Genomic DNA, 12,194 nt, shown 5'->3' on the forward strand with positions numbered 1-12,194 from the left:
CGCCGCGTCACCGCCGGTTGATGCCGACTTGATCGAACCCGACGTAACCTCCGTGGTTCTCGTCGTCGGTGCCCCAGATCGCCGCCCCCTTCGTCAGGAAGGCGATCGCTTCGATCTTGCGGTTGTCCTGCCGGGTGAACTTGCGCAGAGCGGAGAGCTTCTGCACGTCCCTCAGGTTCAGCGCGGCCCGGCGAGGGCCGTTCGCGGACAGCCGTCCCGCCTTGTAGACCGCCGAGCTGAACGGTCCGTCGTCCACGTTGGGATCGGAGGCCGAGGACACCAGAACCGTCCCGTCGGCCAGGACCTTGAGGTCGCTGATGTGCCGCACCTCGTCCTGGTCGGGGAAGGGCACGGCGAACTCCCGTCGGACGGTGGGCGTGCCGATGCGGAGCCCGTTCCGGTCGACGGCCGCCGGGGCGGCACGCACCACGGCCCTTGCGCTGCCCTTGCCCCGGGTGGCCCACACGGCGAACAGGCCTCCGCCCGAAGAACGCCGCCAGAGCGCGAAGCTCTCGTAGTTGTCCCCCTGGGCCTTGCCGGGAAGTTCGACGGGGCTGCCGTGGACCGTCGCCGTCGCGCCCCTGACGACGACCTCGTACGCCGTGCCCCGGCTGGCCAGTGCGACGTAGTGGCCCGGTCTGCCCGGTACCGCGTCAACGGCTTCCAGGTCCTCCGGCAGGGGTCCGCGCCAGGTGAGCTCTTTCGTGACCGGTTCCTTGCCGGGCCGCAGCCGTACGGTGGCCACCCGGCTCTCACCCGGCTTCTTGTTGTCCCGCACCACGACCACGTCAGCCGACCCTCGGCCGCTCTGCCGGCTGCTCGCCACCGCCATGCCGCTCACGCCCCCGGTAATGCCGGTGCCGACTTGCTGCCACTTCAGGGGCAGCCGTGCGGCCCGGGCGTCCAGGGCGGTCACGGCGATGCAGCAGCACACCGTGGCCGAGACGATGATTCTTTGTCTGATCACATGCTTGACGCTAGGGCGGACCGGGCCGAAGCCGCGGTCGCCCAGCGGGGCCGCCCGGGGAAATTCCCCCACTTGGCCGCTGAGCCGGAGGGGACGCGCCTGACGTTCTCGCCGGCAGTTCGTGACAGGGGCGTGACAAGATCGCCGCTGGATGGTTCCTTCGAGCCGCTTAGGGTGATCGCGCGGCATCCGCCGCATCACAAGAACCACATCGGAGGATCCGTGCGACGCATATCCCTCGCACTCACCACCGTCGCCCTCATCGGCGCCACCGCGGCCCTGGCCGCCCCCGCCCAGGCCGCCCCCGCGGCCCCCACCCGGGCCGCCACGAGCGCCAAGGCGTGCCACGCGGACAACGCCATGATCTACACCGACGGCACCCGCCTGCGCACGAAGGCCAGCACCTCGGGCGGAGTCAAGGGCCAGCTGTACTTCGGCGACCCGATCCGCATCCTCCGCTCGTCCGGCGGCTGGGACAACGTCGAGCTGAAGGCCAAGAGCAAGGGCGGCCTGTCCAAGGGCACCCGCGGCTGGGTCGCCCACAAGAACATCATCCCGCCCTTCTGCGGCATGTGACGGCAGAGCAGGCACTGACGGCAGTGATGCGGACGGACGCCGACGCCGGCGGACGCCGACGCTGACGGCAGAGCACTGCCGACCACGCAGCATCGCGCTTCGCGGTAGGTGCGCGACGGCCCGGACCGGCTCACGGTCCGGGCCGTCGCGGCTGTAGCGGGATGTCCGCCATGCGCCACCGGCACCCCCTGGCCGGTTCCTTTCCGGGGGTGGGGCAGGATGGGCCCATGAGTGTTGTGAAGATCAACGTGCTGAACGTCCCGGCCGAGCAGCGAGAGGTCCTGGAGCAGCGCTTCGCGGCCCGCGCCGGCTCCGTCGAGAACTCCGACGGCTTCGAGTGGTTCGAGCTCCTCCGCCCCGTCGAGGGGACGGACACCTACCTGGTCTACACCCGCTGGCGCAGCGAGGAGGACTTCAAGGCGTGGATGGAGGGCCCGATGAAGGCCGCGCACCAGGGCGGCGGCGACGGCGCCCCCAAGCAGAAGCCGGCCGCGTCCGGGTCGGCCCTGTGGTCCTTCGAGGTCGTCCAGCAGGCGGCCCCCAAGGCCAAGGGCGCCTGACCTCGGCGGTCGGGTGAACGGAGTCCCGGCCGGCCGGCGCCTGTGCCACGTCCGGGACTCACGGCCTCCCGCTGGCCGGATCTTGCGTAAAGCTGGCCCTGCCGACGCTTTCAGGCCAAGATCACTGCGCCGAGGATGGGCATCCGAATCCATTCCATCCGGTGCCGGCGACCAGGCGGCGGATGCCCGAACCCGCCAGGAGAGTCATGTCTTTGGAAATGCGCAACCTCTGCGAACGATGTGAGACCACGACGCTGCCGCCGGACTCGCCCGCCCGCATCTGCTCGCACGAGTGCACGTTCTGCGTGCCCTGCAGCGACGTCATGCAGAACGTCTGCCCCAACTGCGGCGGCGAGCTCGTAGCACGCCCCCGCCGCGTGTCGTCCCCCACCGATTGACCCGAGGAAGGCTCGAACACCAAGCGGCGCGCGACCGGCCTGGCGCTGGAACACTGCCGTGCTCCGGGGCGTGCGCGCCGAGGGGCGGGCGCACGCTCGCGCTGCCGGACCTCACGAGCGTGGCGCTGGCGAGTGAGGTCCAAGGGTAGGAAGCGACAGGTGAATGCGCCGCGAAAGGCGCGCCTGGTTCCTGCTGCTGGAGGTCTGGTGACGCTCGGACGACGTTCAACCGAAGTGGTCATGTGCGCTGCAACGCTCGTCGCCACATCGCTGGGCTGGGCGCCATCCGCCCATGCCCACGCCCCTGCCCATGATGCGGAGGCGATTGTCTGCGTCGGGGAAGAATCCAACGCGTTCAGTCCTGGGCTGACGCTCACACCGCGACCGACGGACGTTCGGGCGCAGGCCTCCTACCGGTGCGGGGCCGGGCCGGGGCGGCTCCTCACGGCCACGAGCACCCTCTCCGGTCACTCATCGGCGAGCACGTGCGTGACGCTCAACTCCGGCCAGGTGCAGGAGTCTGTGCGCTACGGGGACGGCAGCGCGTCGGAGATCTCCTACAGCACATCCGCCGGCAGGGTCGCCGGTATCACCGTCCTCAGAATGAACGGCACGGTCACCGACGGCCGGGGCAAGGGCAGTAAGGCCGAACGTACCGTCGCGCTCCTGCCCGGTTCTCTGCCGACGGCCTGCCTGACGCCTGAGGGGCTCCAGCGATCCGGGGGCAGGGTGCAGTTGCAGATCCATCCGTGAAGGCCGTGCCACTGCGGCACCCGCGACCAGCCCGCGACCAGCCGCCGGGCAAAGCCGGCGCACGCAACACCCAGGAAGGGCGAACCGATGCATCAAGTGGTGTCCACGCAATACGGACGACACGACCTCCGCCTCCTCGGTGTCAGGCCCGGCACCTCCTCCCACCGGGCCCGCGACCTTCAGCTGACGATGACGCTCGAGGGCGACTTCGCCCCCGCCTTCGTCAAAGGCGACAACTCGTGCCTCCTGCCGACCCGCAGCATGGCGAACACCGCCTCGGCCTTCCTGCACGACCACCTGGATTCCGGTATCGAGCAGCTGGCCGCAGCACTGGCGGAGCGCCTGGTCGAGGCGTGCCCCGCGGCATCCGCGGCCCGGGTCGGCATCGTCGAATACCCGTGGGCCCGGGTCCCCCAGAGCCACCACACGTTCACGACCAACCCCTCGGACCGGTGGACCGCCGACGCGACGGCCCGACGCTGGCAGCCGACCGGCGTCGTGAGCGGCATCAGCGGTCTCCACCGAGCGGTGACGACCGGATCGAGCTTCACCGGATTCCTCGCCGACGAGTACACCCTCACCGACCAGGTGAACACACAGGACCGGGTCCTGCACTTGTCCGGTGACATGTGGTGGGAATACGGCACGCGTCGGGAAGAAGAGGACTACGACCAGTGCCGGACCGAGGCGCTGCGGGTGTTCATGGACTCCGTCACCGACCAGCAGAGCTCCTCGTCCCAGCACGCCGCATACCTCTCGGCCTCCGCCGTCCTCGACGCATGCCCTGACATCAGCCGGATCGGCGTACGCGTACGGGCGCACTATCACGTACCGCTCGGCCTCTCCCCCTTCGGCAGAGGCGATTCGGGCAGCGTTCATCTCGGCACCGACTCCTCGTACAGCGCTGGCGAGATCACCATCGACCGAACCTCATAGCCCGACGCCCGACCTGGCACAGGGAGCCGGGAACACTGCGCCGGTGCCGGTGCCGGTGCCGGTGCCGGTAACGGTGCCGGTATCGGTGGATGCGGTGGCCGCCCTACAGAGGGTTGTCTCGTAGCCAGGTCAGGACCTGCTCCGCATGCTCGTTCGGCGGGAAGATCGGGTAGAAGACGTGCTCGACCACGCCGTCGCGGATGATCAGCGTCAGCCTCTTGTAGAGCGTCATCCCGCTGATCTCGAATGTGGGCAGGCGGAGCTTGCCCACCAGTTCCATCGTGGGATCCGAAAGCATCTGGAACGGGAGGTGGAGACGCTCGACGACCTCACGCTGATAGCCGGTGTCCTGGCTGGACAGGCCGAACACGTCGGCGGCTCCGGCAGCCAGCAGATCCTGGTAGTGATCACGGAAGCCGCACGACTCCGGGGTGCAGCCGCGTGCGCCGGGGATCGAGTCCCAGCCTTCGGGTAGATCGGTGCCCGGGCGGCCGGTCAGCGGGTAGACGTAGATCACCGTCCGGCCCGCGCCGAGCGCGTCCATGCGGATCGTCTCGCCCGCCGTACCCGCAAAGGCCGTGGACGGCGCCTTCATGCCGGGCAGATGACCGGCCGCGCCGTCGTCCTCGGGGACGGGCAGGTCGGCGGGCAGGCTCACGTACTCGTTCATCGGGTCCTCCGTCAGGTCCTCGATCGGGCCCTCTGCTTCGGGGGCCGGGTGGGGCCGGCCGGCTTGACCGGCCGCCTGGTCGGGCTGGTGGGTCGCGTGGGCCGGGGCGACGCCGCTGTTCCGGTGGGCCGCCTCCTGCAGGTGCGAGATCAGCGCCGCCCGCCGGGCGGTGAGCGCCGCGATCCGCTCCGTGAGCTCGTCGATGGCGTCCCGGTATCCGGCCAGTGAGGCCGGGCAGTCGTCGGCGTGCCGACGGCCGGCTTCCAGGCAGTCCAGGAACGGCCGAGTGCGCTCCGCCGGGATCCCGAGGCTTCTGAGCGCCCGGATCTCCTGCGCGAGTCGTACGTCGTTCTCGCCGTAGTCCCGGTAGCCGTTGGCCAGCCGCCGGGGAGTGATCAACCCCAGTGATTCGTAGTAGCGCACCGCCTTGGTCGTCACCCCCGCGCGGCGGGCCAGCTCACCGATACGCATGCCGCATGCCTTTCACTTCGGCCCATCCTCGTTCTCACTCTCGCCTCGGCCTCAACCTCGACCTCGACCTCGCAAAACGCTAAACCTTGCCCTCGGGGGCAAGGTCAATCCGAGCCGGGGCGTTCCACCACGGAAGACGTGTGGCCCTCGTCAGATGAGAGTGACGACGTCCCCGGAATCCACCCGGCCGGGCGTCACGACCGTTGCCAGGGCGTCCAGCCGTGCGTCGTGCGCCTTCGCGATTGCTCGCAGGATCAGCGGGGAATGCGGGAGGTCCTGCTGGGCCTCGTTGGTCATCACGCACCGTTCGCTGGAGCGCACGAACTCCACGCACAGGCCGTCGCCGATCCATGCCTTGCGCCCGAACCACTCGTCCTCCACGAAGGGCCGGGTGCCCGGAGGCGTACGCACCAGGAGGTTCGGGCGGAAGCGCCGCTCATCGACCCGGACGCCGGGAACGGCCGAGCGTACCCAGTCGAGGGTGGCGGTGGTCAGGATGCTGAGGGGGAGCTGGTCGAAGTGGGAGACCGTTTCTTCACGGGCCAGTTCGACGTCGTTCCGGCCGAGGTACCGGCGGAGGTAGGCGGTGGGCTCCGGAACGGGCGCACCTTGCGGGTCCAGCAGCTCGGGCCGTTCCACCTGCCCGTCCGGGTAGCGGGAGCGCAGCCGGAGCAGGCCGGGCATGCGGCGGAAACGGCGGGTGTTCTTTCCCGAGCCGAACCGGCCCTCCCCGTCGCGTACCGCGAACAGGCGGTCGCCCGCCAGACCCCGCACGTCGACGTCCGCTCGCCGCAGCCGCTCGCCGCCCGTCGATTTGATCGGATAGCGCCAAATGCACTCGACAGTCCCCACCACACTTGTCATTCAGCAGACGATACAAGAGCTTCCTGCCCGACTTCGGGCAGGAAATGGGGAGTTGGCGACTCCGGCAGTACAGTGACCATTCATGATCACCGTCTCCGCACTGGGGTCCTTCGCGCTGATCGTCGGACTCCTCACGCTCACGCCCGGCCTCGACACCGCCCTCATCCTGCGCACCGCCGCCGTGGGACACCACAGACGCGTCTGGGGCGTGGTCCTCGGCATCCAGACAGGAACCCTCCTCTGGGGAGTGCTCAGCGCGCTCGGCATCACCGCCGTGCTGACCGCTTCCCACCTGGCCTACGCGATACTCCGCTGGGCAGGGGCCGCATATCTGGTGTGGATGGGAGGCCGGATCCTCATACCGGCCCTGCGCCGGCAGGCCGGCACCGACCCCGACCCCGGTCCCGGCTCCCCCGGCACTCTCCCTGACGCCGCGGACACGCCGGCCAAGCCGGTCAAGCCGGATGCCGGGGACAGCTTCCGGGGCGGCTGGCGCCGGGGCACCGTGACCAACCTGCTCAACCCCAAGATGGGCGCCTTCTACGTGGCCGTCCTGCCGCAGTTCATCCCGGCCGGCGCCTCGCACCTGGTGGCCGGCACGATGCTGGCCTGCGTGCACATCCTGCTCGCGACCCTCTGGTCGGGCGTACTGATCGCATGCGCCCGGGCGCTCCGCACCAGCCTGCAGCGGCCCTCGGCACGGCGGATCCTGGACCGGATCAGCGGCACGGTCATCGCCGGCTTCGGCGTCCACCTCGCCCTCGGCGACTGAGCGCCCCCCGGCCCCCCCTGGCCCTACAGAACCGCCTCGGCCCCGGCCGGTCGCTCGAGCAACGAGCAACCGGCCGGGGCCGAGGCGATGGACAGCGGAAGGGGCCGCTCGGAACGCAGGACCTCAGAATGCCGGAATGGGGTCCGACAGCTGCTCGCTGATGAACTGGATCGGGCCCTGCCCCATGCTCGGAACATACGTGGCGGCGTCGTGCTTGCCGCCCGGGATCTCCTTGACCGACGTGTGCACGGGGCCGTTCCCGTACTGCGCCACGAAGTTCTTGACCCCGTTGATGGTGATGGGGTCCTCGCGCGTGCCGTACTGGAAGGCGATGTAGACGTCCGGGCCCTTCCGGGCGATCAGGTCCTTCGCGAGCAGCTTGGGGTCGTTCTCGTCCCGCTCCTTGTCGTGGCCCTTCCACAGCGGGGAGTCGGGGAAGAAGTCCGGGCCGGAGGCGATCGCGGCCTTGAACTTGTCCGGGTGCTTCAGCACGGCCTTCATTCCGGCGAATCCGCCGGAGGAGGAGCCCATGAACGCCCAGCCGTCGCGCGACTTGATCGTGCGGAAGTTGGCCTTCATCAGGTCCGGGACGTCCTCGGTCAGCCAGGTGCCCATCTTCGGCTGACCCGGAATGTCGCTTCCGTCCCAGTACGTACCGTTGTTCTTGGGGTTGAGGACCGGCATGGCCAGGAGGAACGGCTTGCTCTTGCCCTCGGCGTGCCACTTGGTGATCGACGACTGGAGCTTGAGGTTGGTGCCCATCCAGTAGTTGTTCGGGAAGCCGGGGCCGCCGGGGAGGGCGATCAGGACCGGGAAGCCGTGGTCCTTGAACTTCGGGTCCTTGTACTCCTTCGGCGCCCAGACCCACACCTTGCCCGTGAAACCGGACTTCTTGCCCTCCAGCGTGGTGACGGCGATGTGCGTGCCGTCACCGAGGGTCTCGGAATTCTTGAAGTCGGCAGCGGGCCCGGTCGGCATGAGGATCTTGGAGTCCGGCTTCTGCGCGCCGTTCGCGCCACCGGCCTGACCGCCGCCACTGCCGCCGCCTGCGGCCTGCTCCTGGCCGAAGCTGACCGGCGCCCCCTTGTCCGAGAACGGACCGATCTTGAGGTACTTGAGCACGCCGGTGGCTATCAGCCCGACGACGGCCAGGGACGCCAGCACGATGGTCCATCGCTTGGCGCGACGCGCGCGGACGTACCCCTCTGCCTGGTAGATCCCGCTGCTCGTTTGCGTCATCACGTCACTCCGGACATTCCTGCTGCTGCCCCGAAGGACATGACCATGTGTTTCCGCCCATGTGGAGGGGCTAGGCCTTCCACCGGTTCCGTCCGTGGCTATGACCTGCGTCGCTCTCGCGAGCGCGCCCGGCCTCCACGACCCTCCGGAGATCGTAAATGCCCCGCCCCGCGCCTTGGGCGCCCGGGTGTCGGATGACGGTGCCGGCGATCATGCCCGCAGGCGCAGTCGCCCCCCACGCCCCCGCAGGGGTCCTGCGGGGGGGGTGACGGCGCTCGATCGGCTCCCGTCCTCGCCGGACAGCCATGCAGCCGGACTGGCGGGCCGCCGGGCAGCAGGGCGGCCGGGCGGCCCGCCGCTCACCGGGAGGTGCCGGACCCCACAGTCGGCAAGTAGCACGGCGCTCGCCAGGCCTTCAGGCGGTGCTCCACCGCGGCTCCCAGCGACAGCAGCTCGGCGTCCTGCTGATCACCGGCCATCAGGAGCAGGCCTACGGGGAGCTCGCCCACGAACCCTGCGGGCACCGACAGCGACGGGTACCCGGCGACGGCCGCCGGGGTGGAGGAGGGGATCACGTCGTTGTCGCCGCGCCCGCAGTCGGTCGTCCAGGCGGGCGGGTTCGTCGGCGAGGCGATGGCGTCCAGTCGGTGGGCGGCCATGGTCTCGTCCAGGGAACGCCGGGAAAGGTCCTTCAGCTCGGCGCGCATGGCCCGGTACCCCGGGTCGGTGGTGGGAGGCGCGGCGAGGGCCCGCTCGAAGAGCTCCTGGCCGGCGAAGCAGGTCCGCTCCGCGGGGTGGGTGCGGTTGAACTCGATCAGTTCGGCGAGGTTGCGGGGCCCGTCGCGGGTGGCGAGGTAGGCGTCGATGTCCCGGTGGAACTCGCTCAGCAGCGCCGGGAACTCGAGTTGGGCGAGTCGCTCCTGATGCGGGGGCGTCACCTGGACGACCTCGGCTCCCGCGCTGCGGAGTTTCTCCGCCGTACGGGTCATCAAGGCGTCCACCTCCGGCCCGAGCGAGGGCAGCCGCCACAGGCCGATCCGTTTGCCGCGCAGGCTGCCGGGGCCCGGGGGCGTCAGCTCGTCCGGGAGGGGACGGCCGCTGAGCACGCCGGACACGCCGTGAGCACCGGGGCGCGAGGTGCCGTCGCCACGGAGCACGGCAAGAGTGAGCGCCGCATCGATGACGTTGCGCGCCATGGGCCCCGCGGTGTCCTGCTCGGCGGAGATCGGCACCACGCCGGCCCGGCTGACCAGTCCGAGGCTGGGCTTGTGGCCGACGATCCCGTTCATCCCGGCCGGGCACACGATGGAGCCGTCCGTCTCGGTGCCGATCGCCACCTGCGCCAACGACGCGGCGAGCGCGGCCGCCGAACCGGAGGACGACCCGCACGGATTCCTGTCCAGCACGTAGGGGTTCCTGGTCTGCCCGCCCACCGCCGACCACCCCGATGTCGGCTTCGCGCCACGGAAGTTCGCCCACTCGGACAGGTTGGTCTTCCCGAGGATCACCGCCCCCGCGTCGCGCAGCCGCGTCACCAGGGCCGCATCGGTGCGGGGCGGGCTCCCGGCCAGCGCCAGCGACCCGGCCGTCGTGGGCATGTCGCGGGTGTTGACGTTGTCCTTGAGCAGGACGGGAATGCCGTCGAGCGGTCCGCGGACGCGCCCGTTCCGATGTCTGACGTCACTGGCGGCCGCCTGGCGCAGGGCTGTCGGGTCGGTGCGCAGCACCGCATTGATCTTGGGATCGACGGTCTCGATCCGCCGCAGGTAGGCGGCGGTCAGGGCCGACGACGTCAGCGATCCGCCCGCCATCCGCGCCTGCAACTCGGGGATCGTCACCGTCTCCAGGTCGACCCCCGGCCCCGGCGGGTGCGCTGTGGTCGGCGACGGCGCACCATCGACGCCGGACCCGGCGGCTCGCGCGCCTGGGATCGGTACGCCTGGTAAGCCTGGTGCGCCTGCGAAAAGGGAACCCATAGCCACGACGGCAATCAGCGTGGCAACGCTTCTCTGCCTCATGGGCCTCACCCGACTACACGCGGACGGTCCGGCGCAAGAGCGCTGCACGCGTACGCACACCCGGCCGCGCAGCCGAGGCCGCACACGTTGACCGACCTGAGCCTGCGGACTGGCCTTGCAACTGCCGCAGCGGCAACTTCTACCGTCTTGACCAGGGCCGGAGACACCGGCCCGGTGGAGCGATCGTGAGGGAGGAGCGGCAATGGCCTGGCCGATTGCGGAGGCCGCCCGGATGTCGGGCGTGACTGCCCGGACGCTGCGGCATCACGACGAGATCGGCCTGCTCCCGCCCGCCCGGAAAGGAGCCGTGGCGCGCCGCATGCGAGGCGATCGCGCCGGGCCTGGCGGTGTACCAGCGAGACGCCGTCGACATCTACGCCACGACCCGTCTGTGCTGAGCCGGAGCGGGCCGCCACCGCGGGTGCGTTCCCGCGACGGCGGCCCTTGCCCGGGCCGACCGGTTCGGGCCGGTCGGGGTCCGGGTCCCCAGGGACCGCCTCCGGCCGTACCGGTTCGGGCCGGACCGGTCCGGTCCGGGCCAAGCCAGCTCAGGCCAAGCCAGCTCAGGCACACGCCCAGCCTCGGCCGGGACGCGTGACGACCACGCCACGCTCGCCCCAGCCGGAGCGGGGCGGGGCGGGGCGGAGCGGCTCCGGGATCGGCCAGGCGCCCGGCTTCGGCTTCCGCCGGCTAGCGGACTCGCTGCTCGTACCCCACGAGCCGGACGCAGACGGCGAGGCCTGCGATCGCCTGCTCCAGTTCGGCGAGGCCGGGGTAGCTGGGCGCGATACGGATGACCGCGTCGCGCGGGTCGTCGCCGTAGGGGTGCGTGGCGCCGGCCGGGGTGAGCACGATGCCCGCCTCGGCGGCACGGCGTACGACCTCCTTGGCGCAGCCGTCCTGCACTTCGAGGGTCACGAAGTAGCCGCCCTTGGGCGAGGTCCAGGTCGCGAGGCCGGTGCCGCCGAGCTCGGCGTCCAGGATCCGCGCGACCGCCTCGAACTTGGGCTGCAGCAGGGCGCGCTGGCGCTCCATGTGGGCCTGCAGACCCTCGGCGTCCTGCAGGAACAGCACGTGACGCAGCTGGTTGACCTTGTCCGGGCCGATCGACCGCTTGGCGTTGTTGCCGAGCAGCCACTGCACGTTCGCGGGCGACGAGCCGAAGAAGGCGACGCCCGCGCCCGCCGCGGTGATCTTCGAGGTGGAGCCGAACACGAACGCCCGGTCCGGGTTCCCGGCCTCGGCGCAGGCGGCGAGCAGGTCGGCGATCCCGACGGGCTCGTCGGTGAGGTGGTGGACGGCGTAGGCGTTGTCCCAGAAGATCCGGAAGTCGGGTGCGGCGGTGGTCATCGAGGCGAGCCGCGCCACGGTCGCGTCGCTGTAGCAGACGCCGTCGGGGTTGCTGTACTTCGGTACGCACCAGATGCCCTTGACCGCCGGGTCCTCGGCGACGAGCCGCTCGACGACGTCCATGTCCGGGCCCTCGGCGGCCATCGGCACCGGGATCATGTCGATCCCGAACCGCTCGCACAGCGCGAAGTGCCGGTCGTAGCCGGGGACCGGGCACAGGAACGCGATCCGCTCCTGCTCCACCCAGCGCGACCCGGCGCCCGGCAGCACGCTCAGCAGGGCGTGCACCAGGCAGTCGTGCATCAGCTCGAGGCTGGAGTTCCCGGCCGCGAGGAGCTGGGCGGCCGGCACCTGGAGCGCCCCGGCGAAGATCTCCCGGAGCTCGGGCAGCCCCTGCAGCCCGCCGTAGTTGCGCACGTCCGTGCCGTCGGCGGAGGTGTGGCGCCCGCCGGGCAGGCTCAGCAGGTCCTCGGAGAGGTCGAGCTGCTCGGGAGCCGGCTTGCCCCGGGTGAGATCGAGCGACAGGCCCCGTCCCGCGAGGTCCTGATAGTCCCGGCGGGCCTGGTCGAGGAGCCCGGTGAGGGCGTCGGGGCTCAGCTCGGTGGTCATGGTGTTTCCTC

At 70.7% G+C, this 12,194-nt stretch carries 12 protein-coding genes and 1 pseudogene; 7 read left to right on the forward strand and 6 right to left on the reverse strand.

What is annotated here, in order from left to right; all coding sequences use genetic code 11:
- Positions 1-7: 7 nt before the first annotated feature.
- The gene (locus tag ACFPP6_RS29715; RefSeq protein WP_382048871.1) at positions 8-967 is read right to left on the reverse strand and encodes a hypothetical protein; all 960 of its coding nucleotides are present in this window, start codon (positions 965-967) and stop codon (positions 8-10) included.
- A gap of 222 nt (positions 968-1,189) precedes the next feature.
- Here ACFPP6_RS29715 and ACFPP6_RS29720 point away from each other — a divergent pair, with 222 nt between their 5' ends.
- The 5 genes from ACFPP6_RS29720 (at position 1,190) to ACFPP6_RS29740 (ending at position 4,190) form a co-directional block, all read left to right on the forward strand.
- Positions 1,190-1,543 carry an SH3 domain-containing protein gene (locus tag ACFPP6_RS29720; protein WP_382048874.1) on the forward strand — a complete coding sequence of 118 codons (354 nt, stop codon included), beginning with the start codon at positions 1,190-1,192 and terminating at the stop codon, positions 1,541-1,543.
- A 227-nt stretch (positions 1,544-1,770) separates the two neighbouring features.
- Positions 1,771-2,103 carry an antibiotic biosynthesis monooxygenase family protein gene (locus tag ACFPP6_RS29725; RefSeq protein ID WP_382048877.1) on the forward strand — a complete coding sequence of 111 codons (333 nt, stop codon included), beginning with the start codon at positions 1,771-1,773 and terminating at the stop codon, positions 2,101-2,103.
- A gap of 206 nt (positions 2,104-2,309) precedes the next feature.
- Entirely contained in the window at positions 2,310-2,501 is a 192-nt protein-coding gene (locus ACFPP6_RS29730) for a DUF1272 domain-containing protein (protein WP_382048880.1), read from the forward strand.
- Positions 2,502-2,990: 489 nt separating this feature from the next.
- Positions 2,991-3,254, forward strand: a complete 264-nt coding sequence (locus ACFPP6_RS29735) for a hypothetical protein (RefSeq protein ID WP_382048883.1) — start codon at positions 2,991-2,993, stop codon at positions 3,252-3,254.
- A 99-nt stretch (positions 3,255-3,353) separates the two neighbouring features.
- Entirely contained in the window at positions 3,354-4,190 is an 837-nt protein-coding gene (locus ACFPP6_RS29740) for a hypothetical protein (protein WP_382048886.1), read from the forward strand.
- A gap of 103 nt (positions 4,191-4,293) precedes the next feature.
- On the opposite strand, the gene ACFPP6_RS29745 is transcribed toward ACFPP6_RS29740, so the two are convergent.
- Complete coding sequence (locus ACFPP6_RS29745) at positions 4,294-5,331, reverse strand: MerR family transcriptional regulator (protein WP_382048889.1); 1,038 nt, start codon at positions 5,329-5,331, stop codon at positions 4,294-4,296.
- Positions 5,332-5,481: 150 nt separating this feature from the next.
- Complete coding sequence (locus ACFPP6_RS29750; RefSeq protein WP_382048892.1) at positions 5,482-6,195, reverse strand: MOSC domain-containing protein; 714 nt, start codon at positions 6,193-6,195, stop codon at positions 5,482-5,484.
- An 82-nt stretch (positions 6,196-6,277) separates the two neighbouring features.
- Between ACFPP6_RS29750 and ACFPP6_RS29755 the strand changes: the two genes are divergently transcribed.
- Positions 6,278-6,967, forward strand: coding sequence for a LysE family translocator (locus ACFPP6_RS29755; protein WP_382048895.1), 690 nt, complete (start codon positions 6,278-6,280; stop codon positions 6,965-6,967).
- A gap of 123 nt (positions 6,968-7,090) precedes the next feature.
- Here ACFPP6_RS29755 and ACFPP6_RS29760 read toward each other — a convergent pair whose 3' ends face one another.
- Both ACFPP6_RS29760 and ACFPP6_RS29765 read right to left on the reverse strand, forming a co-directional pair.
- Complete coding sequence (locus ACFPP6_RS29760; protein WP_382048898.1) at positions 7,091-8,206, reverse strand: alpha/beta hydrolase; 1,116 nt, start codon at positions 8,204-8,206, stop codon at positions 7,091-7,093.
- Between the two features lie 359 nt (positions 8,207-8,565).
- Positions 8,566-10,224 (reverse strand): amidase, encoded by a 1,659-nt coding sequence (locus ACFPP6_RS29765; protein ID WP_382048901.1) that lies wholly within the window; start codon positions 10,222-10,224, stop codon positions 8,566-8,568.
- 202 nt (positions 10,225-10,426) lie between these two features.
- Between ACFPP6_RS29765 and ACFPP6_RS29770 the strand changes: the two are divergent.
- Positions 10,427-10,543: pseudogene (locus ACFPP6_RS29770) on the forward strand (MerR family DNA-binding transcriptional regulator); the annotation flags it as partial.
- A gap of 371 nt (positions 10,544-10,914) precedes the next feature.
- Here ACFPP6_RS29770 and ACFPP6_RS29775 read toward each other — a convergent pair.
- On the reverse strand, positions 10,915-12,183 hold the full coding sequence (locus ACFPP6_RS29775) for an aspartate aminotransferase type Ic (RefSeq protein ID WP_382048904.1): 1,269 nt from the start codon (positions 12,181-12,183) through the stop codon (positions 10,915-10,917).
- Positions 12,184-12,194 lie beyond the last annotated feature (11 nt).

Source organism: Streptomyces aureoversilis, from assembly GCF_042657885.1.
GTDB classification, from domain to species: Bacteria; Actinomycetota; Actinomycetes; order Streptomycetales; family Streptomycetaceae; genus Streptomyces; species Streptomyces aureoversilis.

What these genes read in the sequence shown, in the direction of transcription:
- ACFPP6_RS29750 (WP_382048892.1), bottom strand. Translation starts at nt 6,195, where the DNA reads ATGACAAGTGTGGTGGGGACTGTCGAGTGCATTTGGCGCTATCCGATC.
- ACFPP6_RS29775 (WP_382048904.1), bottom strand. Translation starts at nt 12,183, where the DNA reads ATGACCACCGAGCTGAGCCCCGACGCCCTCACCGGGCTCCTCGACCAG.
- ACFPP6_RS29745 (WP_382048889.1), bottom strand. Translation starts at nt 5,331, where the DNA reads ATGCGTATCGGTGAGCTGGCCCGCCGCGCGGGGGTGACGACCAAGGCG.
- ACFPP6_RS29760 (WP_382048898.1), bottom strand. Translation starts at nt 8,206, where the DNA reads ATGACGCAAACGAGCAGCGGGATCTACCAGGCAGAGGGGTACGTCCGC.
- ACFPP6_RS29725 (WP_382048877.1), top strand. Translation starts at nt 1,771, where the DNA reads ATGAGTGTTGTGAAGATCAACGTGCTGAACGTCCCGGCCGAGCAGCGA.
- ACFPP6_RS29730 (WP_382048880.1), top strand. Translation starts at nt 2,310, where the DNA reads ATGTCTTTGGAAATGCGCAACCTCTGCGAACGATGTGAGACCACGACG.
- ACFPP6_RS29755 (WP_382048895.1), top strand. Translation starts at nt 6,278, where the DNA reads ATGATCACCGTCTCCGCACTGGGGTCCTTCGCGCTGATCGTCGGACTC.
- ACFPP6_RS29765 (WP_382048901.1), bottom strand. Translation starts at nt 10,224, where the DNA reads ATGAGGCAGAGAAGCGTTGCCACGCTGATTGCCGTCGTGGCTATGGGT.